22 protein-coding genes are annotated in these 25,003 nt (G+C 71.0%); 9 read left to right on the top strand and 13 right to left on the bottom strand.

All coding sequences use genetic code 11. The features are described from left to right. Positions 1–215 precede the first annotated feature (215 nt). The 6 genes from ACWC2B_RS15730 to ACWC2B_RS15755 form a co-directional block, all read right to left on the bottom strand. Entirely contained in the window at positions 216–1,274 is a 1,059-nt protein-coding gene (locus tag ACWC2B_RS15730) for a BMP family lipoprotein (protein WP_450717015.1), read from the bottom strand. A 140-nt stretch (positions 1,275–1,414) separates the two neighbouring features. Next, entirely contained in the window at positions 1,415–2,686 is a 1,272-nt protein-coding gene (locus ACWC2B_RS15735; protein WP_450717202.1) for an amidohydrolase, read from the bottom strand. A gap of 286 nt (positions 2,687–2,972) precedes the next feature. Next, positions 2,973–4,067, bottom strand: a complete 1,095-nt coding sequence (locus tag ACWC2B_RS15740; protein ID WP_450717016.1) for a hypothetical protein — start codon at positions 4,065–4,067, stop codon at positions 2,973–2,975. Positions 4,068–4,082: 15 nt separating this feature from the next. Continuing rightward, entirely contained in the window at positions 4,083–5,039 is a 957-nt protein-coding gene (locus ACWC2B_RS15745) for an N-acetylneuraminate synthase family protein (protein ID WP_450717017.1), read from the bottom strand. Between the two features lie 15 nt (positions 5,040–5,054). Continuing rightward, positions 5,055–6,335 carry a cytidylyltransferase domain-containing protein gene (locus ACWC2B_RS15750; protein ID WP_450717018.1) on the bottom strand — a complete coding sequence of 427 codons (1,281 nt, stop codon included), beginning with the start codon at positions 6,333–6,335 and terminating at the stop codon, positions 5,055–5,057. After that, a complete protein-coding gene (locus ACWC2B_RS15755) occupies positions 6,335–7,696 on the bottom strand; it encodes a DUF6716 putative glycosyltransferase (protein WP_450717019.1) in 1,362 nt (453 codons plus the stop codon). Before ACWC2B_RS15755 ends, ACWC2B_RS15750 begins: the two co-directional genes overlap by 1 nt. Before the next feature lie 187 nt (positions 7,697–7,883). On the opposite strand from ACWC2B_RS15755, the gene ACWC2B_RS15760 reads away from it, so the two are divergent. Both ACWC2B_RS15760 and ACWC2B_RS15765 read left to right on the top strand, forming a co-directional pair. Then, the gene (locus tag ACWC2B_RS15760) at positions 7,884–8,867 is read left to right on the top strand and encodes a glycosyltransferase family 2 protein (protein WP_450717020.1); all 984 of its coding nucleotides are present in this window, start codon (positions 7,884–7,886) and stop codon (positions 8,865–8,867) included. Beyond that, positions 8,867–10,258, top strand: a complete 1,392-nt coding sequence (locus tag ACWC2B_RS15765; RefSeq protein WP_450717021.1) for an alpha-2,8-polysialyltransferase family protein — start codon at positions 8,867–8,869, stop codon at positions 10,256–10,258. The genes ACWC2B_RS15760 and ACWC2B_RS15765 overlap by 1 nt, the downstream gene beginning before the upstream one ends. Positions 10,259–10,387: 129 nt before the next feature. Here the strand turns inward: ACWC2B_RS15765 and ACWC2B_RS15770 are convergent, their stop codons facing one another. Next, positions 10,388–11,209, bottom strand: coding sequence for a MerR family transcriptional regulator (locus tag ACWC2B_RS15770; RefSeq protein WP_450717022.1), 822 nt, complete (start codon positions 11,207–11,209; stop codon positions 10,388–10,390). Between the two features lie 256 nt (positions 11,210–11,465). Beyond that, a complete protein-coding gene (locus tag ACWC2B_RS15775; protein ID WP_450717023.1) occupies positions 11,466–12,113 on the bottom strand; it encodes a TetR/AcrR family transcriptional regulator C-terminal domain-containing protein in 648 nt (215 codons plus the stop codon). Between the two features lie 38 nt (positions 12,114–12,151). Between ACWC2B_RS15775 and ACWC2B_RS15780 the strand changes: the two genes are divergently transcribed. The 3 genes from ACWC2B_RS15780 (at position 12,152) to ACWC2B_RS15790 (ending at position 15,665) form a co-directional block, all read left to right on the top strand. Further along, the gene (locus tag ACWC2B_RS15780) at positions 12,152–13,720 is read left to right on the top strand and encodes an FAD-dependent monooxygenase (RefSeq protein WP_450717024.1); all 1,569 of its coding nucleotides are present in this window, start codon (positions 12,152–12,154) and stop codon (positions 13,718–13,720) included. Positions 13,721–13,755: 35 nt separating this feature from the next. After that, complete coding sequence (locus tag ACWC2B_RS15785) at positions 13,756–14,244, top strand: MarR family winged helix-turn-helix transcriptional regulator (RefSeq protein WP_450717025.1); 489 nt, start codon at positions 13,756–13,758, stop codon at positions 14,242–14,244. A 260-nt stretch (positions 14,245–14,504) separates the two neighbouring features. Beyond that, a complete protein-coding gene (locus ACWC2B_RS15790) occupies positions 14,505–15,665 on the top strand; it encodes an acyltransferase family protein (protein ID WP_450717026.1) in 1,161 nt (386 codons plus the stop codon). Between the two features lie 25 nt (positions 15,666–15,690). On the opposite strand, the gene ACWC2B_RS15795 is transcribed toward ACWC2B_RS15790, so the two are convergent. Next, positions 15,691–16,269 (bottom strand): Uma2 family endonuclease, encoded by a 579-nt coding sequence (locus ACWC2B_RS15795; RefSeq protein ID WP_450717027.1) that lies wholly within the window; start codon positions 16,267–16,269, stop codon positions 15,691–15,693. 92 nt (positions 16,270–16,361) lie between these two features. Beyond that, complete coding sequence (locus ACWC2B_RS15800) at positions 16,362–17,942, bottom strand: acyl-CoA mutase large subunit family protein (RefSeq protein ID WP_450717028.1); 1,581 nt, start codon at positions 17,940–17,942, stop codon at positions 16,362–16,364. A gap of 201 nt (positions 17,943–18,143) precedes the next feature. On the opposite strand from ACWC2B_RS15800, the gene ACWC2B_RS15805 reads away from it, so the two are divergent. Continuing rightward, the gene (locus ACWC2B_RS15805; protein ID WP_450717029.1) at positions 18,144–19,028 is read left to right on the top strand and encodes a L,D-transpeptidase family protein; all 885 of its coding nucleotides are present in this window, start codon (positions 18,144–18,146) and stop codon (positions 19,026–19,028) included. A gap of 314 nt (positions 19,029–19,342) precedes the next feature. On the opposite strand, the gene ACWC2B_RS15810 is transcribed toward ACWC2B_RS15805, so the two are convergent. From ACWC2B_RS15810 to ACWC2B_RS15820, 3 genes are all read right to left on the bottom strand, one after another. Continuing rightward, a complete protein-coding gene (locus ACWC2B_RS15810) occupies positions 19,343–20,341 on the bottom strand; it encodes a hypothetical protein (protein WP_450717030.1) in 999 nt (332 codons plus the stop codon). Then, on the bottom strand, positions 20,341–21,003 hold the full coding sequence (locus ACWC2B_RS15815; RefSeq protein ID WP_450717203.1) for an RNA polymerase sigma factor: 663 nt from the start codon (positions 21,001–21,003) through the stop codon (positions 20,341–20,343). The genes ACWC2B_RS15810 and ACWC2B_RS15815 overlap by 1 nt, the downstream gene beginning before the upstream one ends. A gap of 279 nt (positions 21,004–21,282) precedes the next feature. After that, the gene (locus ACWC2B_RS15820; RefSeq protein ID WP_450717031.1) at positions 21,283–23,031 is read right to left on the bottom strand and encodes a beta-N-acetylhexosaminidase; all 1,749 of its coding nucleotides are present in this window, start codon (positions 23,029–23,031) and stop codon (positions 21,283–21,285) included. 374 nt (positions 23,032–23,405) lie between these two features. Between ACWC2B_RS15820 and ACWC2B_RS15825 the strand changes: the two genes are divergently transcribed. The 3 genes from ACWC2B_RS15825 to ACWC2B_RS15835 all read left to right on the top strand — a co-directional run bounded on the left by ACWC2B_RS15825 (position 23,406) and on the right by ACWC2B_RS15835 (position 24,980). Further along, complete coding sequence (locus tag ACWC2B_RS15825; protein ID WP_450717032.1) at positions 23,406–23,942, top strand: 2-oxo-4-hydroxy-4-carboxy-5-ureidoimidazoline decarboxylase; 537 nt, start codon at positions 23,406–23,408, stop codon at positions 23,940–23,942. Positions 23,943–24,108: 166 nt separating this feature from the next. After that, positions 24,109–24,489: a succinate dehydrogenase, cytochrome b556 subunit gene (gene sdhC / locus ACWC2B_RS15830; RefSeq protein WP_114037067.1), complete on the top strand. Its 381-nt coding sequence runs from the start codon at positions 24,109–24,111 to the stop codon at positions 24,487–24,489. 8 nt (positions 24,490–24,497) lie between these two features. Further along, entirely contained in the window at positions 24,498–24,980 is a 483-nt protein-coding gene (locus ACWC2B_RS15835; RefSeq protein ID WP_053728383.1) for a succinate dehydrogenase hydrophobic membrane anchor subunit, read from the top strand. Positions 24,981–25,003 lie beyond the last annotated feature (23 nt).

A 25,003-nucleotide genomic window follows, 5' to 3' on the forward strand; every position in this document is an offset into this window, starting at 1 on the left:
CCTCGTGGGCAGGAGCAGGGGGGCGGGGAGCTTCCGGAGAAGCCTGGAAGCGCACTGACGTACGGCCGGGCTCCCGGCGTAGTAGTTCAGCACACTCCTGGCGCGCCAACTCCGGCCTACGCGCGTAGAGTTGACACTTCGTTACGGCCCGGTGGGCAGGGCGGTCCCTGCTCACCGGGCCGGTTGCGACGAGGGCGGTCACAGGCCGCCACGGGTCACGGGGTCGTCTTGACCTTGATGGAGCCGTCGACGATCTTCTTCTGGGCCGCGTCGAGCTGGGCCTTGATGTCGTCGATGAAGCCACCGCTGGTGGCGAGCGAGACGCCGTTCTTGGCCAGCGGGTAGCTGTTGGTGCCGACCAGCGGCTTGCCGTCCTTGACCGACTTGATCAGGTCGTAGACGCCGATGTCGACGTTCTTGACGACCGAGGTCAGGATCGAGTTCTTGTACTTGTCGAGCGAGGCCTGCTGGTACTGGTCGGAGTCGACACCGATCGCCCAGGCGCCCTTCTTGCCCGCGACGGCCTCGATCGCACCGGTGCCGGAGGAACCGGCGGCGGTGTAGATCACGTCGGCGCCGTTGTCGAGCATGCCCTGGGCGGCAGCCTTGCCCTTGTCGGGGCTGGCGAAGCCGGAGGTGTCCGAGCCGTGCGACAGGTACTGGACCTCGACGTTGTCGGACGGCTTGGTGTCCTTGACGCCCTGGACGAAGCCCGCCTCGAACTTCTTGATCAGCGGAACATCGACACCACCGATGAAGCCGACGTGACCGGACTTCGACTTCAGCGCCGCGGCGACACCCGCGAGGTAGGAGCCCTGCTCCTCGGTGAAGACGATGTTGTCGACGTTCTTCGGGCCCTCGACGACGGAGTCGACGATGCCGAAGGTGACGTTCGGGTACTTGGCGGCGACCTGCTTCATCGAGTTCTGGTACGCGTAGCCGATGCCGATGACCGGGTTGTAGCCCGCACCGGCGAGGTCGGTCAGCCGCTGGACGCGGTCGGCCTCGGTGTCGGTGGTCTTGGCGGTGAGCTCCTTGACGGAGCCGCCGAACTCGGACTTGGCCTTGTCGATGCCGCGCGCGGCGGAGTCGTTGAACGAGTGGTCGCCACGGCCGCCGACGTCGTACGCGACGCCGATCTTGACGGCCTTGCCGCCGGAGGACGACGAGGTGCCCGAGTCCTTCTGCGAGGACGTGGAGCCACAGGCGGTGGCGGAAAGCGCGAGCGCGGCGGTGGCGATACCTGCCGCAGCGATCTTGGATACCCGGCGCAAGAGGAGGTCCCTTCAAACCTGAACCGAGGCGCCCCTACCGGCGCTGGTTTCGCGTCGGATCGTAACGCGCGTAGATGTCGCGTAAAGCCCTGTTCGGAAGCCGTTATCGAATCGCCGCGAACAGGGGATGAAGTGTCCGGTTACGAGCGGTTGCCGTCCAGCAGCGCCGCGGCGGTGAAGAGTTCGACGCCGACCTTGATGGCGGCTTCATCCGCGTCGAAATCACCCCGATGGAGGTCAAGCCGGGCATTCGAGCCGGGTGTGCGGACCCCGAGGCGGGCCATCGCCCCTGGTACATGCTCCAGGTACCACGAAAAGTCCTCGCCACCCAGTGACTGCTCCGTGTCCTCGATCGCATACGGTCCAAGCCGTGCCGCCATGGCGTCCCGGAGCAGTTCCGTAATGGCCGGATCGTTGACGACCGGGGGCACTCCGCGGACGTAGTTGATCTCCGATTTGGCGCCGTGCAGGGTGGCCACTTCGTCGATCGCGGCGTGTACGAGGTCGGGCGCGTCGCGCCACGCCGCGAGGTCCAGGCAGCGCACCGTGCCGGCCAGCTCGGCGTGCATCGGGATGACGTTGCAGGCGTGGCCGGCCTCGATGCGGCCCCAGGTGAGGGCGAGCCCCGCGCGGGCGTCGATGCGGCGGGCGAGCAGCGCGGGCACGTCGGAGGCGACCCGCGCGACGGCGGTCACCAGGTCGGTCGTCAGGTGCGGGCGCGCGGTGTGGCCGCCGGGCCCGGTGAGGGCGACCTCCAGGCGGTCGCAGGCGGAGGTGATGGCGCCGGGGCGGAGCCCGATCCGGCCGGCGTCCACGCGCGGGTCGCAGTGCACGGCGATGATCCTGCCGACGCCGTCCAGGACACCCGCCACGATCGCGTCCGCGGCGCCGCCGGGCAGCACCTCCTCGGCGGGCTGGAAGAGCAGCCGTACGGGCGCGGGCAGCAGGCCCTGGCGGTCCAGCTCGGCGAGGACCAGGCCCGCGCCGAGGACGGTCGTGGTGTGCACGTCGTGGCCGCAGGCGTGGGCCCGGTCGGGCACGGTCGAGCGGTAGGGGACGCCCGCCTTGGCGTCGGGGATGGGCAGGGCGTCGATGTCCGCGCGGATGGCGAGCATGGGGCGCACGCCGCCCACCCGTCGCCCGCCGCCACCCTTGTCCGAGCTTCGCGCCCCTGCCGATGTACCGATGTCGCAGATGAGCCCGGTGCCGGACGGCAGGACGCGCGGTTCGAGGCCGGCCGCTTCGAGGCGGGCCCGGATCGCGGCGGTGGTCCGGAACTCCTGGTTGCCGAGTTCGGGGTGCATGTGCAAGTCCCGGCGGAAGGCGATGAGTTCGGCACAGAGGGCCTCGCTCAGCTCGCCGGGCAGCTCTGCTTCGCCGGGCAGTTCGGCTTCGGACGACTCACGGGACATCAACTGGTTCACCCGTTGAGGGTAGGCCTCGTCAAGGGTCAACTCGCGCGCGATCAACAAAAGTTCAGCCGCATAGGGGAAAGAAAGCTGGTCGCAAGGCGCATGCCGATCGTGACAACTGGGTAAACTATTTCGTCCTTATGCCCGATGCCCTGGAACGGACGTTCCCCCCACGGTATGAGAGGCCGCCCTCCCCAGGGTAGGAGACGCGGAGCCCGGAGCGGGCGACGCGGGAGCTCGGGGCAGGAGACGCGGAGGTCCGGAGCAGGAGGGACGCGGGAGCCCGTCAGGCCGCCACCGTCGCCAGGCCATGAGCTTCCCGCGCCGTCCCCGTCACCCCGTCCAGGAAGCCCTGGGCGCGCGGCGAGGCCTTGTCCGTGAGCCAGCGCGGGTCTATGTCGCAGACCACGACGGACACCCCCGTGCCCGCGAGCGCGAGCGGCAGCGTGTGGACGACGGTGGAGGGGAAGCTCAGGATCGTCCGGCCCACCGGTCCCCGGCGCGCTATGAGTTCGAGCGGCAGGTCGGGGCGTACGACCTCCAGGCCGGTGCGGGCGTGCAGGGTGTGCAGCTTCTCGGCGGACTCCCGGCGGTGTGCGAAATAGCGCGTCACGCCGTGCGTACGGGCAAGCTGGCCGACCGCGGCGAGGTAGGCCTCGGGGTCGACGACGCCGGTCTCCACCAGTGAAGTCCCCACCAGATCCGCGCCCTTGGTCAGGCGCGGCGGCCCGAAGCCCGCACGCGTCCAGCCGAAGGTGTTGGGGGTGACGGTGATGCCCTCGGGTGCCTCGACGGGCATCGCGCTGAACACCTCGATGCCCCGGCGCCGCGCGGGGGTGAGCCGGCGGCGAGCCGCAGCGGAGACCGGCGCGAACAGCAGGTCGCGCGCCCCGGCCCGGCTTCCGCGCCGGTGCCAGCGCACCAGGCGTTCGCCACGGGCTAGTTGGGAGACGAACTCCATGGTGGCCGTCCCGTCGTCGACCACCACCAGGTCACGCGCCCGGGCGACGGTGAGCAGCAGCTGTACGTAGCGCGAGAACGGGTCGCCCATGACGATCCGGTCGGCCCGCCGCAGCATCGGGGCGAGCCCGCCTATCGTGTGCAGCGGGGCCGTGAGCCCGCCCCGGGCCTCCTCCCAGCGCACCTGCGTCCCCGCGTCGCGGGCGAGTTCGGCCATCCGGCGCAGCTGGCCGCGCGACATGGGGTCGGTCGGCGAAAGCACCACGACGGTCAGCCCCGACAGGTCCGGCGCCCCGGGGCGCTGCTGCTGCGCGGGCACGCCGTCGAGCAGCGGGCCCGGCGAATGGGCCCATTCCAGGACGTTGAGCAGCTGGACCGGGCTCTCCACGAAGGCGACGGTGGCGGAGGTGTCCCGAGGCACGGCGGGCCCGCCCCCTCAGACCGCGGCCGGAGCGCGGTCCGCAGGGGTGTGCTCGCTCTCGGCGGCTTCCGCGGCCTCCGCCTGGGCGACGACACCGGCGACGCGGCGCAGCTTCTTCATCGGGGCGAGCTCGGACTCGTACACCTTCTTGACGCCGTCGCCGAGCGCGGCCTCGATGGTGCGGATGTCGCGGACCAGGCGGGTGAGGCCGCCCGGCTCGACGGAGGCGGCTTGGTCGGAGCCCCACATGGCGCGGTCGAGGGTGATGTGGCGCTCGACGAAGGCGGCGCCGAGCGCGACGGCGGCGAGCGTGGTCTGGAGGCCGGTCTCGTGGCCGCTGTAGCCGATCGGGACGTTGGGGTACTCGGCCATCAGGCTGTTGATCACGCGCAGGTTGAGCTCCTCGGCCTTGGCCGGGTAGGTCGAAGTGGCGTGGCACAGAAGGATGTTGTCGCTGCCGAGCACCTCGACCGCGTGCCGGATCTGCTTCGGCGTGGACATGCCGGTGGAGAGGATGACGGTGCGGCCGGTGGCGCGCAGCTCGCGCAGCAGCTCGTCGTCGGTGAGCGAGGCGGAGGCCACCTTGTGGGCCGGCACGTCGAACTTCTCCAGGAAGGCGACGGCCTCGGTGTCCCACGGCGAGGCGAACCAGTCGATGCCGCGCTTCGCGCAGTGCGCGTCGATGGCGCGGTACTCGTCCTCGCCGAACTCCACCCGGTGGCGGTAGTCGATGTACGTCATCCGGCCCCAGGGGGTGTCCCGCTCGATGTCCCACTGGTCGCGCGGGGTGCAGATCTCCGGGGTGCGCTTCTGGAACTTGACCGCGTCGCAGCCGGCGTCGGCGGCGGCGTCGATCAGGGCCAGCGCCTTGTCGAGGTCGCCGTTGTGGTTGATGCCGATCTCGCCGGTGACGTACACGGGGCGGCCGGGACCTGCGGTGCGGCTGCCGAGGGTGCGCAGACGGTTGCTCATGAGGGTGTTCCTTAGCTAAACGAGGATGTGGTGGGGCTGTGGGGTGTGGTCGAGCTCGGGTCCGAGGAGCCAGGCGGCGATCTCGCGGATCGCTCCTTCGCCGCCGGGGGTGCGGGTGACGGCGCGCGCGGCGGCGCGTACCGAGTCGTGGGCGCCGGCGACGGCGACGGGCCAGCCGGCGAGCGCGAAGCAGGGCAGGTCGTTGACGTCGTTGCCGGCGTAGAGCACGCGGGCAGGATCGATCCCGTTCTCCTCGCACCACTGCTTGAGGGCGAGGTCCTTGCGGTCGATGCCGTGCAGCACGGGGATCTTCAGCTTGCGGGCGCGGGCCGCGACGACGGGGTTCTGCTCGGTGGACAGGACGAGCAGCTTCAGACCGGCCCGGCGCAGCGCGGCGATGCCGAGGCCGTCGCCCCGGTGCACGGCGACGAGTTCGCGGCCCTCGGCGTCGATGAGGACCTTGTCGTCGGTCTGGGTGCCGTCGAAGTCGAGGACGACCGCGTCGACGTCGTCGCAGGTGGGGGTGGGCAGCCGGTCGAGGACCGGGGCGAGCGCGCGGGCCCGCTCCAGGTCGTGCGGCTCGTCGATCTCCAGGACCCGGGCCGGGTCGGTGCGCACGAGCGCGGTGCGGCCGAAGAAGCGGTGCTTGTACGTACGGAAGCCTTCGGCGTCCATGGCGTACGCGGCACCGGTCTCCAGGAAGTCCTGCGGGCGGTCCTGGCGGCGGGGCCGGAACGACTTGTCGTGGCCCATGCCCTGGCCGTCGCCGAGCTCGTCCTCACGCCACAGGAAGCCGTGGAAGGGGGCGACGGTGACCGCGCTCTGGGCGCCGTCCTCGACGACCGCGGCCGCCACGCCCTCGATGTCCTCGCGGGTCAGGAACGGGCTGGTGCACTGCACGAGCAGCACCACGTCGGTGTCCGGGTACGCGTCCAGGGCGTGCAGGACGGCGGCCTCGCTGGAGGCGGTGTCGCCCGAGATCCCGGCCGGGCGGACGACCACCTCGGCGCCTGCCGAGCGGGCGGCGGCCGCGATCGCCGGGTCGTCGGTGGAGACGACGACGTCGGTGACGTGGTGCGCGGAGCGGCAGGCGAGCACGGCCCGCACGACGAGCGGGACGCCGGCGACGGAGGCCAGGTTCTTGCCGGGCACGCCCTTGGAGCCGCCCCGGGCGGGGACGACGGCGAGCACCTTCGGCGCGATCGGTGAGGCGGTCGGGGACGTGTGCGCGGAGGCCGTCGCGGGCCTCTGCGAGTGGGCTGCCGAGTGGGCTGTCGAAAGGGCTGTGTCGGGCATCAGAGTTCTCCCATCCGGCGGATCACGGGCGCGACCCGCTGTACGCCGTGGCGGTAGGCGCCGCGGGCCGCGTCGCGCACGGCGTCCCGGACCAGCCGGCGCAGGCCCGTCGGCTCGTTCGCGCGGGCCGCGCCCGGCAGCGGGGTGCCGTCGGGGGCGAGGTGGTGGCGGGCGAGGATGCCCGGGAGGTAGCCGGGCGCGGTGGCGGCGGTGTAGTACGGGGCGATCGGCGGCAGGCCGTCCTTCGCGAGCAACTCGCCCATACGGCGCCGCACTTGATCGAAGGCGCGGTGGTACGCCTCGCCCGGGGCCACGCCCTGGGCGGCGAGCCAGCCGGGGGCGGGCGCGGGGCGGTGTCCGGCGTCGAGCCGGTCCCAGGAGGCGAGGCAGCCGGAGCCGAGGAAGTGGTGGTTGCCGAGGACCTCGCGCACGCCGAGGTCGGTGAGGACGGCCGTCGGGACCGAGCGGTGCAGGGACTCCAGGGCGGCGGTCGAGGACACGGTCACCAGGAGGTCGGTGCGGTCCAGGACCTCGCCCATGTTCCCGTACGCAAGGGAGAAGTTGGGCGGCAGGTCCATGCCCTTGGCGAGCTTCTGGAAGGGGTGTTCCTCGATGTGCGTGGTGTGCTCGCCGGGCTTGGAGCGGAGCTTGAGGACGACCTCGCGCCCGGGGTGCCGTCGGGCGTGCTCGACGAGGCGGCGCAGCAGGTACTGCCGGTCGGCGCGGCTCTCCGGGACGGAGGGCTGGGCGGCGAAGACGACGGTGTCGCGGCCGGGCTCCGGCTCGTAGGCGGCGCCGCCGAGGAAGGGCAGCGCGGCCTCGGTGACCGCGGAGGCGTCCGCGCCCACTCCTTCGTACACCGCGCGGAAACGCTCCGCGTCGTGGCGGGAGTTGGCGAGCACGATGTCCGCGCCGTGCCGCAGGAGCAGACCGTCGGCGAGCTTCTCGTAGACGACGCCGACGTAGCCGGTGACGATCACGGGCCGCCGGGCGTGGCCCGGCCACCGGGCGGCGAGCCCGTGCAGCGCGGCCTGGGCGGCGCCGCCGACGAGCGCGAGCACGATGACGTCGTACGCACGCTCATTGTCCAACTCACCGGCGATGTCAAGGAATTGAGCCATCGTCACTTCGCGCAAGCCGTCCGGGGACACTCCCACCTCGGCGAGCTGCCGGGGGGTGGGGGTGGCGCGGCCGCGCAGCAGGAAGCCGTCGAGTTCGGGTGCGGCGGGCCGGGGGGTGACGGAGCCGGCCCCGGGCGCCTGTTCGGCGAGGCGGCGCGCGGTGAGCGCGCCCCATTTCCACCGGGTGTCCGAATCCGCGAGAACCGCGATCCGCAGCGTTGAATCGGTACGTGATGGCACGCCGTAGAAACTAGAAAGCCCCGCGGATTCGCGGCCCAACTCGACTGCAACAACTGGTTAACAGCGCAACTACGAAAGGCGTGCGGGGCGGGCGGACGGGCCGGTTAACAGTCCCGCCATTCTTCGTTCACCCGGCATCTCCGTGCCGGACAGGACGAATGACGGGCGGCGCCATAACGTCACCGCCGTGGTCAAGCTCTCCGTCATCGTGCCGTTCTACAACGTGCGCGCCTACGCACCCGACACCCTGCGAAGTCTGCGCGCGAACGCTCGCGACGACTTCGAGTTCCTGCTGGTCGACGACTGCTCGTCGGACGGCACGATCGAACTGCTCGAACGCGCCGAGCGCGAGCTGCCGGGGGCGGTGCTGCTGAGACACGAACGCAACGGCGGCCTGGCCACGGCACGCAATACGGGCCTGGACGCGGCCCGCGGCGAATATCTGACGTACCTGGACGGCGACGACTGGCTGGCGCCCGGCTACTTCGCCCAACTCCTGTCCTGCATAGAGGAGTTGGGGTGCGACTTCATACGCACCGACCACGTCCAGGTGACCGGCCAGGAGCGTACGGTGCATCGCGTTCCGCACGGCCGGCGCGGCGAGGTGATGTCGCCGCGGGAGGCGATCCTGCCCGCCACCCGCTCGACCTCGGTCGACTACGCGTACGCCTGGGCCGGTATGTACCACCGCAGGCTCGCCGAGCGCGGTCTGCTGCACTTCACCGACGGGCTGCGCACCGCCGAGGACCGGCCGTGGATCTGGCGGCTGCACCGCGAGGCGGAGTCGTTCGCGGTGACCGGACAGCTCGGCGTCTTCTACCGACGAGGGGTCGCCTCTTCCCTGACCCAAATCGGCGACGTGCGACAACTCGATTTCATTCGCGCATTTGATCAAGTGATCGAGGAAACGACGAAGGACCCGAATGCGGCCGAATTGCTGCCGAAAGCGGTACGGACGTACTGCGCGATCATTTCCCACCATATGAGCAGCATCGAAAGGTTCGAACCGGCCGTGGCGAGAAAACTGCGGTCCCTGAGCGCGGCCGCCCTCAGGCGCCTGCCGCAGGACCACCTCAAGGACGCGCTGAACGCGATGGACTCCCGCCGCGCCGCCCGCCTGCGCCGCCTGCGCCACCGCCCGGCCACGCTTTCGGCAGGGGCTGCCGCCTGATGCGTACGACTCAGATCTTCGCGGCGTCGACGCTGTACGGGGTGGCCACGCTGGCCGCCGCGCTCGACAGCGGCTGCTTCCCCGCAGCGGACCGGCGGCTGCTGCTCATCAGCAACAACGCGCCCGTGCCGGAGACTTCGCCCGCGCTCGACACCATGCCGGGCTTCGCGCAGCTGCGCGGCCGCTTCGACGGGGTGCTCTCCTGGAACGAGACGATCGCCCCGTTCCACCCGGGCGGCTGGTCCCCGCGACCGGACGATGTCCCGCTGTGGGAACGGCAGTTGAGGGTTCTGTGGGACCTCGGGGACGACCGGATCGAACTCGCCCTGGAATCCATCCAGGTGAACCCCGCCCAGGCGGTGGCCCAGCTCTTCCCCGACGCGCCACTGACCGTGTACGCGGACGGCCTGATGACGTACGGCCCCACCCGCAACAAGCTCGACCCGCTGATCGGGACGCGCGTACGGCGGGTGCTCCACCTGGACCTGGTCCCGGACCTGCGGCCGCTGCTGCTGGGCGAGTTCGGGGTGCCGAGCGAGACGGTGCCGACGGCGGCGTTCCTGAAGACGGTGGGTGAACTGGCCGCAGCCGAGGCCGAGTTGGAGTCGACCTCGGAGTTGGGGTTGGAGTCGCCTTCGGATTCAGGGTTGGCTTCGAAGTCGAGGCCGGAGTTGAACCGCGACGGTTCCGAGCCGGTCGTTCTGATCCTCGGCCAGTACCTGTCCGCCCTCTCCATACTCACTCCCGCGCAGGAGGAGGAGCTCCACCTGCGGATGCTGCGGGGGACGGCCGCGCGGGGGCACGGCCGGATCGTCTTCAAGCCGCACCCTTCGGCGCCGCCGACGTGGTCGAAGTCCCTGGAGCGCGAGGCGTCCTCACTCGGCATCCAACTCACCGTACTGGCAAGGCCGTTGCTCGCGGAGGTGCTGTACGAGCGGCTCTCCCCCGCACTGGTGGTGGGCTGCTTCTCGACGGCGCTGCTCACGGCCTCGTCCTTCTACGGCATCCCGGTCGCCCGGGTCGGCACCGAGCTCCTCCTGGACCGGCTCGCCCCCTACCAGAACAGCAACCGGGTGCCGGTGACCATCGCGGACGCGCTGCTCCCTCCGCTGGAACCGGGGTCGGCGCCGCCCGCCGTGGACCTGGCCGGGCTGCTCCCCGCGGTGGGGTACGCGATGCAGCCCGAGCTGCGGCCGGATCTACGGGGTGCGGCCGAGCGGTACCTCGCGGGGTCCCTGGACGCCTACACCTGGCGGTACTTCAAACGCCGCCGCCTGACAGCACTGGGCCTGCCGGGCGCGATCCCGTCCCAACTGGGCTTCATCCCGCGCAACGCGACGGTACGGCGGGTTGCCCGGCGGGTTCGAGGGGTTGTGCGGCGGGGGGTGTAGGGGGGGCGTTTCCCCACTCACCCGCCCGCCCGTGGCGCGGGGTTGGTCGGGTGCCGGGGGCGGCTGCCCACCCACCCGTACCCCGGGGTTGGCCGGGCGAGACCTCGGTCATGCCAAGCCTCCGTATCCTCAGACCTCGATCACCGGTGCCTGCAGTTCCGTAACCCAGTCGTCGCGGTTCTCGGGGCACTCCAGGTTGATCTCTCGGGGGTATCCGGTCGACCGGTAGCCGTTGGCGTCGATCCAGCGGGCCAGGGTCTGGGCGGTGGGGAGCACGGCGTCCATCGGTCCGCGGTGCACGATGGTCGCCGCCCGGCCGAGGGACGGCAGGTCGAGGACGCGGAAGTCGCCGGCCTGGAGAGGCGCGGAGACCTGAACGGCGGCGTGGACGCGGATCCTGCCGCCGCCCTCCGCGGCGTCCTCGTAGTACGCGACGCCGGGGCCCGTGGGGGTGATACCCGCCGAGCCCAGGCACCGGAACAGCTCGTCGTACAGCGGCCCGACGACCGGGCCGATGTCCTCGGGCTCGAAACTCGCGGCGATCGCGGTCAGCTCCGCCACCCGGACGGCGGGGACGCTCTTGATGACGACGTCGTTCGTGGGCATGTGCCCCTCGCTCTCGATCGCTCGGAGCCTCGCCTCGACCTGGACCAGCCGCGCTGACGCGGCGGCCATGGCGGTCTCCAGTTCGGCCCGCCGCAGCCGCAGCATGCCGCGCAGTTCCTCGACGCCGACCTTCTCGTCCACGATCACCTGGACCTGCTGGAGGGTGAATCCGAGGTCCTTGAGCGCGATGATCCGGTTGAGGCGGGTGAGCTGGGCTGCGGTGTAGTGGCGGTAGCCGCTGGCGGGGTCGACGTGGGCCGGGCGCAGCAGGCCGGTCGCGTCGTAGTGACGCAGCATCCGGACCGATACGCGGCCGTGCCGGGCGAAGTCTCCGATGGTGAACATGATGTCTCCGAGCTGACCGCCTGACACAGTGTGAGGGTCAAGAAGCTACGCGGCAGCGGCTCCCTGCGCTCCCCAGGGGGCCGCCGGGCCGGCCACCGTCCCGCCCAACTGTGGCTCAGCGCCGAATGGGCTGAGCCCTGGTACTGCGCGCCGGACCCTCAGTCCCCGCAGGGGTCTGGGCGCAGCCCCAGGGGCCGAGCCCTCTGACTCCCGCCAGAGCCCCCGACCCCCACCCCGCCCCCGCGAGGCCCGCCCGTCACCCCCGACGGGAATACACCGCCTCGATCCCCGCCACCACAACCCCGAGTCCCTCCTCAAACCTCTCGTCGTATCCCTCGAACAGCTCCGTCCCCGCCGCCGCGGCCAGCGGATACGCCGCGAGCTGTTCCGCCCGGTCCGCCACATCGACGCCCTCGTCCCGCTCGCCCGGCCGAGGCCGAGAGCCCTGCTCCTCCGCGACGAACCCCATCGTGTAGTGGTACGTCGTCGTCGCGGCCCGTACCGCGTCGCGGAATTCGAAGCCCGCCCGGACCATCCCCCGCAGGTACACCTCCATGGACTCCGCATGGTCGGTGCCGGTGAAGCGCGCACCCCCGTACACCTTCGCCCCGTCGCGGTGCCCGAGCAGCATCGCCCGCAGGGCGCGGTTGAAGGCGAGGAGCTGTTCCCGCCAGTCGTCGGCGTCCGCGCCGGGCACGCCGTCGACGGTCATCCGCCGGTACATGACCGTCGCCATCTCGTCGATGAGCGCCTGCTTGTTCTTGAAGTGCCAGTACAGCGCGGGGGCCTGGACGCCCAGCTCCTTCGCGATGGCGCGCAGCGTGAGCCCGTCCAGGCCCAGTTCGTTCAGGAGCCTCAGCGCGGTGTCGGCGACCTGCGCCCGGTCGATCTTCGTCGTAGCCACCTTGACAACTTAACACCGTTAAGCGCATCCTTCCGAACATGGAACTTAACGGCGTTAAGGAAACCGTCCCCGCCACCTCCCTCGGAGCCACCCCGGCCACCCTCCCCGCGACCACCGACGTCCTCATCGTCGGCGCGGGTCCCACGGGCCTCACCCTCGCCATCGATCTCGCACGCCGCGGCGTCCCCGCCCTGCTCGTCGAGAAGGCGGACCGGCTCTTCCCCGGCTCGCGCGGCAAGGGCATCCAGCCCCGCACCCTGGAGGTGCTCGACGACCTCGGCCTGGCCGAGACCGTGCTGCGGGCCGGCCGCGACTACCCGAGCATGCTCGACTGGGCCGGCCCGGACGGCACCGAGCGCGGCCGCGAGTGGGACATGATCGAGCGCTCCGAGCCCACCGAGCAGGAGCCCTACGCCAACGCCCTGCTCCTCGGCCAGGCCCGCTTCCAGGAGCTGCTGTACGCCCACCTCAAGAGCCTCGGCGGCGGTGTCGCCTTCGGCACCGAGGTGACCGCGGTCGACCAGGACGCCGACGGCGTCACCGCGTCCCTCGCCGACGGCCGCACCGTCCGCGCCCGCTACCTCGTCGCTGGCGACGGCGGCCGCTCCGGCATCCGGCGCGCGCTCGGCATCGCCATGGAGGGCGAGAGCGTCGACCCCAAGCCGATGCTCGTCGCGGACCTGACCGTCACCGAGGACGCGATCATCGACGACCTCAACTGGCATGTGTGGACGGGCAGTTCGGACGGCGGCGCAGTGCTCTGCCCGCTGCCCGGCACCCCCAACCTCTTCCAGCTGATCGCCCAGTACTCCGACGAGAACGCCGTCCCCGACACCAGCGACGCGGGCGTCCGGGGGCTCGTCGCCGCCCGCACCGCGGTCACCGAGGACCAGATCACCGAGGTCCACTGGGCATCCGACTTCCGCCCCCGCGCGGCGCTGGCCACCCGCTACCGCGAAGGCCGCGTCTTCCTCGCGGGCGACGCGGCCCACATCCACTCCCCCGCCGGCGGCCAGGGCCTCAACACCAGCGTCCAGGACGCGTACAACCTGGGCTGGAAGCTCGCCCAGGTGCTCCGCCACAGTGCCCCGGACACCCTGCTCGACACATACGAGGAGGAGCGCCGTCCCATCGCCGCGGGGGTGCTCGGCATGAGTACGCGGCTGCACCGCACGGCCATCATCGGCGAGAACAGCCAGCGCAGGGCCGAGGTCCGCCAGCTCGGCCTCGGCTACCGCGGCGGCCCGCTCTCCACCGGCCGCGCGGGCGCCCTGGAGGCCGGCGACCGCGCCCCGGACGGGAAGCTGCCCGACGGCCGGATCTTCGACCTGCTGCGCGGCCCGCACTTCACCCTGCTCGCCTTCGACACCCCCGCCCCCGCCCTCGCCGGGGACCTGGTCCAGGTGCACGAACTGGGCGCGTACGAGGCGTACGGACGCGGACTCTTCCTGGTCCGCCCCGACGGCTACGTCGGCTGGGCGGGCGAGGACACCACCGGCCTCGACGACTACCTCGCCGTGACAGGCGTGACGGGCGTGACAGGCACGGCGAGCTCGACAGGCACGGCCCACGCGGCGGGCGCGACAGTCACGGCCGAACGCCCTTGACCTCAAGCCTGGTTGAGCTTCTACGGTCGTGAGCCATGAACGACGACACGCTCACCGCCCCGCAGGCCGACGAGTTCGCCTACTCGCACGACGACGCCGGGCTCGCCGCCCAGCCGATCGGCTACTGGAGCTGGGCCGCGCACATCGCGGTGGTGACCCGCATCCGCGGCATGCTCGCGGAGCTGGGCCTCACCCAGCCCCAGTGGTGGATCCTCAACCAGGCGACCGGCGACCGTCCGCGCGCCGAGGTGGTGGCCGTCCTCCAGGGCTACCTCGACGCGGGAGCCCCGGTCATCGAGGACGGCATCGACGAACTCGCGGCCCGCGGCCTGCTCACCCAGGATCCCTCCGAACGCCTCGAACTCACCGACGCGGGGCGGGAGTTGCGCGAGCGGGCCGCCGCCCGGCAGCACGAGACCCGCGAGCTGATCCACGCCGGGATCACGGACGAGGAGTACGTCCGCACCCTCAAGGTCCTCCAGCGCATGATCCACAACGTGGGCGGCAAGGCCTGGCACCACTGAGCCGCCCCTCTGCTGACACCACTGAGTTGCCCCCTCTGCCGATCAAGCCCCCTGTGGGACAGGCCTGGGCCGGATCCATGGAACAAGCCCCGCCGACCGCCAAACCGACGCCCAGGCAAACCCGCCCCGGCACCAGATGAACGTGCCGCGTCGGGCAGCCGAACTCCACCGCCGCGGCCCCCTTTCCGGGCCGCGGCGGTCCTACTCTGTCGACGCCAAGGGCCGCCGGGCCGCTGCGGAACGCCGGGAAGAGGAAAGCCGTGACCAACACCCTGCCGCGGGTACGAAGCACCGGCGGCGGTCAGCCGCGGGAACGGGCGGCCGAGCGCGCCCCGGTGGCGGCCCCGGTCTCCCGGCTCCGCGCACTCGACGGGCTGCGCCTGGTCGCCGCCCTCATGGTCGCGCTCTACCACTACGGCGGCCGCTCCGGCGACATCAGCAGGGGCTGGGGAGCCTCCCCCAAGAAGCTGTTCCCCGCCACCCACGAGTGGTTCTCCTACGGCTGCCTCGGCGTGCAGATCTTCTTCGTCATCAGCGGCTTCGTGATCTGCATGAGCGGCTGGGGCCGGCCGCTCCGCTCGTTCTTCGCGTCACGCGTGGCCCGGCTCTACCCGGCGTACTGGGCGGCCCTGATCATCGTCACCGCGGTGTTCGCGCTGCCCTGGGTCGTCTACAAGACGGTGACGCCCAGCGAGTTCCTGGTGAACCTGACCATGCTGCAGATGCCGGTCGGGGTGCACCGCGTGCTCGGAGTGTGCTGGACGCTCTGGGCCGAGCTGCGCTTCTACGCACTGTTCGCCCTGTGCGTCGTGCTGCCGGGCGTGACCCGCCGCCGCGTCGTACTGTTCTGCGCGGGCTGGACGCTGGCCGCCGCGCTCACCGCGGCGTCCCAACAGCCTTTCCTGGACGCCGTGTTCATGCCCGAGTACGCGCCCTTCTTCATCGGCGGCATGGGCCTGTACCTGCTGCACCGCAACCGGCGCGACGTCACCGCCTGGGGCATCGTCGCCGTGAGCTGGGCCGTCGGCCAGCACTACGCGGTGGCGGGCCTGTGGCACAAGCCGAACCCTGCGGCCTTCTCCAACCGGCACGCCTCGGTGATCATCGCCATCGTCACGCTGGGATTCCTGCTGGTCGGCGCGATCGCGCTCGGCTGGTTCCGCTGGGCGAACTGGAGCTGGCTCACCGTGGCGGGCGCCCTCACGTACCCGTTCTACCTGGTGCACGAGCACCTGGGCTGGGTGGTGGTCGGCGTACTGCACCGCGAGCTGCACATCCCCGCCCCCGCCACCTTCGCCCTGACCATCGCGGCGATGCTGGCCCTGGCGTGGCTGCTCAACCGCTACGTCGAGCGGTGGGCGACGCCCATGATCCGGCGGGCCCTGTCCCGCAAGCCGACCCCGGCGGACACGCCCCGCTGAACATCAGCCGGATGCGGGTTGAAGGTCAGTCGCCGTCGAGCAGGGTGTCCACGGACAGTTCGAGGGCGACGCCCACGGATTCCGGCACCGGCACGCTCTGCCCGCGCTTGTAGTGCTGGGGCTTGGCGTACTCCCCGTCGACGAGGTCCTGGTAAAGGAGCACCTCGTCGTGCTTGCGGTCCACCACGACATAGACCGGGACTCCGGCCTGCGCGTAGCACTCGACCTTGGTGCCGAGGCCGTCGGCCCAGTTCGAGGAAGTCACTTCCACGACCAGCCGGAAGACGTTCGGGGCGTAGCAGTTCTTCTGGAGGAGAGCGTCGCGGAAGTCCTCGTCCACGACGGAGAAGTCTGGGATCGCGTAGTCCTCGGGCCGGCTCGGCAGCCAGAGGCCGATGCCCTGGACGTACCTGAGCCCGGCCTTTCGCGCCCCCGCCCGGTCAAAAGCTACGACCAGCCAAGACAACGACAGCGCATGCGAGCCGTCCGGCGGCGGTGTCACAGTGAGCCTCCCCTGGAGAATCTCCACGCGGTGCCCGGGCAGTGCGCTGGAGAGCAGGTCGGCGGCTTCGCTCATCGTCAGCTCGTGTTGCAGTACGGCCACGGCATCCTCCTTTGCGGAAGCTCACTCTCCACGAGAGTAACCGGAGGCATACAGTTTCCGCCCCCGGTCACCCATACGGTGAAACGCCCAGATCAGAACGCGTCCGTCGGAACGTAAGTCCCCCACACCTCGCGCAGCGCGTTGCAGACCTCGCCCACCGTGGCGCGGGCCTTCAGGGCGTCCTTCATCGGGTACAGGACGTTGTCCTCGCCCTCGGCCGCCTTCTTCAGCTCGGCCAGCGCCGCGTCCACCGCGGCCTGGTCGCGCTCGGCACGCAGGGTCGCGAGGCGAGCCGCCTGCTGGGCCTCGATGGCCGGGTCGACGCGCAGCGGCTCGTAGGGGTCCTCGGTCTCGATCTGGAAGCGGTTGACGCCGACCACGACGCGCTCGCCCGAGTCGGTCTCCTGGGCGATGCGGTACGCGGAGCGCTCGATCTCGCCCTTCTGGAAGCCGTGCTCGATCGCGTTGACCGCGCCGCCCAGCTCCTCGACCTTCTGCATGAGTTCGACGGCCGCCGCCTCCACCTCGTCCGTCATCTTCTCGACGACGTACGACCCGGCGAAGGGGTCGACGGTGGCGGTCACGTCGGTCTCGTACGCCAGGACCTGCTGGGTGCGCAGGGCGAGGCGGGCGCTCTTGTCCGTCGGCAGGGCGATCGCCTCGTCGAAGGAGTTGGTGTGCAGCGACTGGGTGCCGCCGAGCACGGCCGCCAGGCCCTGGACGGCGACGCGGACCAGGTTGACCTCGGGCTGCTGAGCGGTGAGCTGCACGCCCGCGGTCTGCGTGTGGAAGCGCAGCATGAGCGACTTGGGGTTCTTCGCACCGAACTCGTCCCGCATCACCCGGGCCCAAATGCGCCTGGCCGCACGGAACTTGGCGACCTCTTCGAGGATCGTCGTACGGGACACGAAGAAGAAGGACAGACGCGGCGCGAAGTCGTCGACGTCCATTCCGGCGGCGACCGCGGTGCGTACGTACTCGATACCGTCGGCCAGCGTGAACGCGATCTCCTGCGCGGGCGAGGCGCCGGCCTCGGCCATGTGGTAGCCGGAGATCGAGATGGTGTTCCACTTGGGGATCTCGGCCTTGCAGTACTTGAAGATGTCCGCGATCAGCCGCAGCGAGGGCTTCGGCGGGAAGATGTACGTGCCGCGCGCGATGTACTCCTTCAGCACGTCGTTCTGGATCGTGCCGGTGAGCTGGTCGGCGGCGACTCCCTGTTCCTCGCCGACGAGTTGGTACATGAGAAGCAGCAGGGCGGCCGGGGCGTTGATCGTCATCGACGTCGACACCTTGTCGAGCGGGATGCCGCCGAACAGGATGCGCATGTCGTCGACCGAGTCGATGGCGACGCCCACCTTGCCGACCTCGCCACTCGCGATCGGGGCGTCGGAGTCGTGGCCCATCTGGGTCGGCAGGTCGAAGGCGACCGAGAGGCCCATGGTGCCGTTGGCGATGAGCTGCTTGTAGCGGGCGTTGGACTCGACGGCGGTGCCGAAGCCGGCGTACTGCCGCATCGTCCACGGCCGGCCCGTGTACATCGACGGGTACACACCACGCGTGAACGGGTACGCGCCGGGCTCGCCCAGCTTCTCGGCGGGATCCCATCCGGCGAGGGTGTCCGGTCCGTAGACCGGCTCGATGGGCAACCCGGATTCCGACTCGCGCGCCATGTGCTGTGCCTCCCGCTAGAGCTCTACTACTACTCACTGGTACCCAACCCTCGCGACGGACTGTAGCGGCGGGCGTGCGGCGGGTGGAGAGGCGCACGCTGGGAGCTTGCTCACAGCTTTCGCGATACGGCCTGCTGCTTTTGCAACCGTTCGGCGCGGGAATCTGTCTCTGGGGACACCAGAGAATCAGGGGGGCGACCGATGCGCCGGAACCACCAGAGCAGTCTCATAGCCAGAACCCTCGCCGCGACCGCCGTCATCGCGGTGGCCGTGGGGTGCAGTCCGCAGGGGCCCAAGGCCGACGCGGCCGCTCCCGCGACACCCGGATCGCCGTCGTCATCGTCATCGGCGTCACCTTCGTCATCGGCATCGTCCTCCGCCTCCACCGACGACAAGCCCGGCGGCTCGCCCGCCCCCGCCGCGTCGGCCACCACCGCGGCCAAGCCCGCACCCAAGATCCTGATGTCGAACGGCGCCAAGGGCGACCAGGTCAAGGAGCTCCAGGCCAGGCTCGCCCAGATCGGCTGGTTCGACGACACCCCGACCGGCACGTACGGGGCCGCGACCACGGCGGCCGTCAAGGGCTTCCAGGGCAGGCGCGGGCTCGCCGAGACGGGCACGACGGACAGCGTGACCTGGGACAGGCTCCTCGCCATGACGACGAAGCCGACGGCCGAGGAGCTGGCGGGCCAGGCGGTCAACAAGCCGGCGGCCAAGCTCGATCCGCGCTGCATGACGGGCCGCGTGATGTGCATCAGCAAGACCAGCCGGACCCTGTCCTGGGTGGTCAACGGCAAGGTGCAGTCGTCGATGGACGTGCGCTTCGGCTCGCAGTACACGCCGACCCGCGAAGGCGTCTTCAAGGTCTTCGAGAAGAGCCGCGACCACGTCTCGACGATCTACCACACGGCCATGCCGTACGCGATGTTCTTCAGCGGCGGCCAGGCGGTGCACTACTCGTCGGACTTCGCGGCGCGCGGCTACAACGGCGCCTCGCACGGCTGCGTCAACGTCCGGGACAAAGGCAAGATCGCGGCGCTCTTCGACCAGGTGCACATCGGCGACAAGGTCGTCGTCTACTGGTAGCCGCCGGGCCCGAGAAGGCCGGAGGAGGTCCGGGAGGGCCCGGGAAGGTCTGAGAAGGGAGGGCGCGGGCGGGACCGGGGGAACGTGTCCCGCCCGCGCCATTCGCGCGGAGCCGTGGGTACGGGGGGAACCCCGGCTCTTCTGCGCCGCCGATGACCAGTCGGCTCACTCAGTACTGCGCCGCCGTCTCAAAAAACGTTACTGCCGGTTCCCGGCTGCGTTTCGATACCCGTTTCGAACCGTGGGCGGCGGGGCCCAGACAGCCGACGGTGGCCGGAGGCCGGCGCGGTACGGCCAGCCCTGAGCGGCAACGGTCAGTGCGGTACCGGCGGAGTGAGCGCGGCGGGGTTGAGCCAGTCCAGGACGTGGCTGGGGCGGGTGGTCACGGAGCTCTGCTTGCGGCCGCCTCCGCCGCCGTTCCCGTTGCCGGAGGCGCCGCCCTTGCCTTTGTCCTTGCCTTTGCCGCCCTCGCCCGAGCCGCCGTCCGAGCCGCCGCCCGCACCGCCGGACTTGCCTCCCTTGCCGTCGAGCAGCAGATCGCAGAAGGCCTTCACCGCGGCCGGGCCGTGGGCCGCGGACTCCAGGCCGCGGCGCTTGTCCTCGTCGAGCTTCCCCGAGCGGTAGTCGCGGCAGTCGTCGACCCTGTCGGCGAGCCACTGGCCGCTGCCATCGTTGTCGCCGCCCGAACCGCCGGGCTGCGTGCCGCCCTTCTTGTCGTCGTCACCGGTGCCGCCCGTGGCCGAGCCGTCGGGGCTCGCCGAGTGCGAGGAGCCGCCGGGCGTGCCCGTGCCGGTGGACGGCCCGTGCCGGTCGGGCGTCGGGGAGCCCGGGGGCAGGGAGTGCGAGGGCGAGGTGGCGACGGGGCCCGGGGTCGCCTCGGCGGACACGGTCGAGGCGGGCGAGGGGCCCCGCTCGTCGAACGCGAACGGGCCGGGCAGCACGCCGGTGCCCGCGGCGACGGCGACCCCGCCGAGCGCACAGCAGGCCAGCGCGGCGGCGAGGCCGAGGCGCACCGGGGCGAAGCGTCTGCGCCGGGGAGCCTGACGCGGCTCGGCGACGCGTCCTACCCGTACGACACCGAGGGCTTCCGCGGCGGGAGCACTCTCGGGGCGGGCCTTGCGGAAGGCGGCCAGGGCGGCCGCCTCGCCGGGGAGTTCGGTGGTGGCCGGCTCGTTCCGCGCGAGGGAACGCAGCAGCGCCGAGAGCCGGTCGGCCTCGGCGCGGGCCCGCTCGTCACCGGGCTCGACCCCTTCGCCGCGCAGCAGTCGCTCGGCGGCATCCCCGTCAAGCCACTCGTGCCGCTCGTCAGCCATCACATGTCCTTCTGCGTCCGGGCGCGCGATTGCGTCACACCGCGTTCCGGCGCACGCTGCGACGGCACGGCACCCAGCTCTTCCACATCCTCGGTCACGTCCCCCGGGGGGCCGTCCGCGCCGAGCAGTTCAGCAAGCCGCTTCAGGCCCCGGTGCGCGGCGGTCCGCACCGCGCCGGGCCGTTTGCCCAGGGTCTGCGCCGCGCTCTTCGCGTCGAGACCGACCACGACCCGCAGCACCACGGCCTCGGCCTGATCCTGCGGGAGCTGGGCGATGAGCGCCATCGTACGTCCGGTACCGAGCGCCTCCATCGCCTCGTCCGCGGTGTCCGACGCGGCGGCGTGGGAGGTCAGCTCGCTCTCGTCGCCGCCGATGGCCGGCCGGCGGCCGCGCATCCTGATGTGGTCGAGCGCCCGGTTGCGGGCGATGCGGGCGGCCCAGCCGCGGAACCGGTCGGCGTCACCCTGGAAGCGTTCGAGGTCGCGGGCGATCTGGAGCCAGGCCTCGGAGACCACGTCCTCGGTGTCGGGTTCGCCGACCAGTGTGCGGACATAGCCGAGCAGGCGCGGGTGCACAGCGCGATAGACAGCACGGAAGGCTTCCTCGTCCCCGTCCTGCGCCCTGAGCACCGCGGCGGTCAGCTCCGCGTCGTCCCCCAGCAACCCCTGCACCCTGTCTTGACTGGTCTGTCCTGATGTCACCGCTGGTCATCACTGTCGCGTTCCCCCGAACGCGAATCAGCACGGTACGGCCTAGGCGCCCCATAAGTCCATGGCTGGTACAACCTGCAACAACCCGCTGACACAGCGGGGTGTGACAGAAAACGCACGCTCGGCGCTGAAGCAAGTACGGGGTCGCCACAACGACCCCGCCGGAAGACGGCCGGGGCCTCTCCTGTGGGGGGTGGCGGCCCCGGTCGTCATCCGCACCCCGCGCCGGGCTCAGCCGAGCCGGTCGGCCAAGGACTTGAATTCCTCCCAGTCCATCGTCGGCGTCCGCGGATCCCACAGCTTCTGGGCGGTAGCCCGCAGCGGCAGCCGGATACCGCGCGCCACCTGCTCCTCGGTCTGCGCGCCCGGGTTGTCCGACCAGACGGCGAACCGGCCGCCCAGGATCTGCCCGGCGTACTTGGCGTCCACGGCCTTGGTGCCCCGCACCACCGAAGGCGTCCACTCCTCGTAGATCCGCTTGCCCGTCGGGTACTTGTAGCTCCCCGGCTCGCCCAGGACGTAGTACAGGTACTCGTCATTGAGGTTGACCAGCGGGCGGCCCTCGGCGAGGTACTCCTCGGGGGCGCGCTGCCCGGGCTCCTTGCCGGTCCAGTACTCGACCTCGCGGCCCTGGTCGGCGGACACCTTGCCGCCGGGGAAGAAGCCGTCGTTCCACGCCTTGAAGGTGCGGCCGGCGCCGGCCGAACGGAGCGTCGCGGCACGGTCGTTGAGCCAGCCGGTGGCCAGGTCCTCGATGTCCGCCTTCGGCCCGTACTTGGCGCGGGCGGCCGCCGCGAGAGACGGATAGGTGGTTTCCGCGGTGGCCGGGGCCTTCACGGCGAGCGCCTGGTACTCGTCGCCGCCCAGGTGCCAGTACGCCCCGGGGAACAGGTCGGCGTACTCGCGCAGCAGGTCGTCCACGACGCGCCCGGAGTCGGGGCTGGCGATGTCGATGGCGCCCCTGACCGGCTTGCCGTCCTTGTCGCGCAGCTGGAGGTCGGGGTGGGCGGCGAGCACCGCGCCGAGGTGGCCCGGCGAGTCGATCTCGGGGACCACCGTGATGTGCAGCTTGGTGGCGAGCGCCACGATCCGCTGGACCTCGCGCTTGCTGAGGCGGTCGCGCGAGACGACCTCGGGGTGGCTGACGGACTCGATGCGGAAGCCCTGGTCGTCGGAGAAGTGCAGTCCGAGCTGATTGAGCTTCAGATCCGCCATCTGCCGCAGCTGGTCCTCGATCCAGGCCGCGCTGTACTGCTTGCGCGCGATGTCGAGGTTGAGCCCGCGTTGCGGCTTGCCCGGCCGGTCCTCGACGACGCCCTCGGGCATGACCCCGCCGCCCTTGAGCGCCTGCTTGAGGGTGCGGGTGCCGTAGAACACCCCGGCGTCGTCGGGCCCGCTGATCCGCACCCGGCGGTCCCGGGTGGTAAGCGTGTACGACTCGGGCGCGGCCTTCTCGCCCTTCGGCGGCGGGGTCAGCGCCAGCTCGATGTCGCCCTCGCGCGGCTGCCCGCCCGTCGCGTAGTCGGCGCCGAGCTCCTGCGCGAGCAGTTTGCCCTCGTCGGTGAGGCTCTCACTGCCGACGGACACGATCACCCGGGTCGAGTCGACGGGCCTGAAGCCCGGCCCGCGCGCGGGCCGGTGTTCGCGTACGGACGGGATGGTGCGGGGCGGCGAGGAGATCGGGTAGATCGGGGACGGAGAGGGCAGCACCGAGGAGGCGCGCTTGTTGTCGAGCGGGCCGCCGTGCCCGCCGTGGGTGTCGTCCTCCGGCCAGACCGCGATGATCAGCGCGAGCAGCGCGATGACCGCCAGGGCCACCTTCAGCGCCAACGCCCGCCTGCCGCGCGGCCGGTGCAGCCAGGCCGGGCGGGGCCGCGGCGCACGCGGCTGGGAGGCGCGCGCCGCGGACGACGGCGAGGACGACCGCTCCGGGTCGCCGGATCCCGGCATCCGGGCCCGTGACATCCTGAAACGCGACATCACTCAGAAACCTCCCGTCCAACAACAGTAAGGGCGCATCCGGATACTCCGGATGCCGCACCGACAACTGGGGCGAAGGTACGCCGAAGTGCCCGGGGCCTCGTCCATCGCGCGCGACCCGGCTTGCACATCCGGGTGAACTTCGCGCAACGCTCGCACGGCTCCCGCTCCACGTGGATAGCGTGGCGGCACTCCCACCTCCCTTTCCACTCCAGTCTCCGTGCTCCGCAGCCCGTCCTGTTCGTACCACCCGTCCCGCGCAGTGTTTCGAGGAGCCCACGCTGTCCAGCGATTCCCACGCCGGCCCCCGGAAGCGACCGCCGACACTTCATCACACTCCTCGTGCCCAGGGGCGGGCGCCCATACCGAATCAGGTGCGGGGCACATCCGTTCCGGCGGTCCCACCTCGGCTCGGCGGCCTCGACCGCTTCAACCGCGCCTCCCAAGGCTCCGCCGAAGCGGCCCTGCTCGCCTGTTGCGGAAGCCGCCGCTGGGCCGCCCGGGTCGCCGCCCACCGCCCCTACCCGGACGTCGAGGCCCTGCTCGCAGCGGCCGACGAGGCCAGTTACGACCTGAGCGCCGCCGACCTGGCCGAAGCCCTGGCCGAAGAGGCCTCGCCCGGCCTGCACGACAGCGCGCCGCAGTCCGCGCACACCGCGCTGCGGGCCGCGCACGCCGCGTACGAGAGCAGTTTCGGGCACGCCTTCGTGATCTGCCTCGACGGGTTCAGCCCGGCCGAGCACCTCAACCAGGTGCTCGGCGGGATCCGGCTGCGGATGACCAACGAGCGTGACGAGGAGCGGTCGATCGCCGCCGACGAACTGCGCCGGCTCGCCCGCGCCCGACTCGCCCATGTTGTGGCCAACCATCCCGAATCCGACAGCACCAGCCCCGCACACCGCGTTCTCTAGGCCGTACGAGCCTGTTTGATTGCCTGTTTGATCACACCTATGGACCCGGCGCAAGGGAACCGACATCACGTCGCTACGATGACCGGGGCCGGTGGACCGTACCCGGCCGGGTCAGACCGACACTGAAGCCGGCCGGCCCTACACACCGCTCCCGGAGGGTTCTTCCGTGCCGGCTGGAACGCTGTACCGCGGCCGGGAAGGAATGTGGTCCTGGGTGGCTCATCGAGTCACCGGCGTCCTCATCTTCTTCTTCCTGTTCGTACACGTCCTCGACACCGCTCTCGTGCGTGTCTCCCCCGAGGCGTACGACAAAGTCGTGGCGACTTACAAGACGCCCATCGTCGCGTGCCTGGAGTACGGCCTCGTCGCCGCCATCCTGTTCCACGCGCTCAACGGCCTGCGCATCATCGCCGTGGACTTCTGGTCCAAGGGTCCGCGTCTCCAGAAGCAGATGCTCTGGACCGTCGTGGTCATCTGGGTCGTGCTGATGGCGGGCGCGCTCTATCCGGTGCTCGGCCATGCCGCTCGTGAACTGTTCGGGAGCTGAGGACTGAGATGTCTGCCGAAACCTCTTCCGCTGCCGCGATCGGTGAAGTCGAGGGCGTGAGCCTGTACGACACCGATCACCCGGCCCCGCTCATCGAGGCCCCGCGCAAGCGCACCAAGAAGACCCCGAAGTCGACCCGTACCAACTTCGAGCTGTACGGCTGGCTGTTCATGCGGCTGTCCGGCATCGTGCTCGTCGTCCTGGTTCTCGGCCACCTGCTGATCCAGCTCGTCCTGGACGGCGGCGTCTCCAAGATCGGCTTCGCCTTCGTGGCGGGCCGCTGGGCGTCCCCGTTCTGGCAGATCTGGGACCTGACCATGCTGTGGCTGGCCATGCTGCACGGCGCCAACGGCCTGCGCACCGTCATCAACGACTACGCGCAGCGGGACAACACCCGCTTCTGGCTGAAGATGCTGCTCTACACCGCCACGGTGTTCACCGTCCTGCTGGGCACGCTGGTGATCTTCACCTTCGACCCGAACATCCGCTAGGCCACGGGCTGAGGGACTGAGGA

It is taken from the genome of Streptomyces sp. NPDC001415, from assembly GCF_053597395.1.